Genomic DNA, 270 nt, shown 5'->3' with positions numbered 1-270 from the left:
CCACAGGACTGCCGCGTTCCAGGTGATTCCGAAGGATGGTCCGGCAAGTGCCAGCACGGTCCAGGTGGTCTCCGAGGTGCGGGCAAAGGGCGCCGATATCCGCAAGAACCTCGGGGTCACCATTGGCCTCACAGGGCAGACGGCCGGAAACATCGACGTCTCAGCCAAGCTTGGGGCAGCCCTGCCGCCCTACCTCGCAATCGTCGTCGGGCTTTCGCTGATCCTGCTTTTGCTGGTCTTCCGCTCCATCGTGGTGCCTTTGCTTGCTAC

1 protein-coding gene is annotated in these 270 nt (G+C 63.0%); it reads left to right on the top strand.

The genetic code is table 11. The features are described from left to right. A partial coding sequence (locus SB679_RS24385; RefSeq protein ID WP_410704840.1) for an MMPL family transporter occupies positions 1-270 on the top strand: 270 nt, incomplete at both ends.

It is taken from the genome of Chryseobacterium sp. SIMBA_029 (assembly GCF_046535275.1).
Classification (GTDB): Bacteria; Bacteroidota; Bacteroidia; order Flavobacteriales; family Weeksellaceae; genus Chryseobacterium.
The sequence above is the reverse complement of the archived record's forward strand: the minus strand, read 5'-3'. Positions and strand labels throughout refer to the sequence as shown.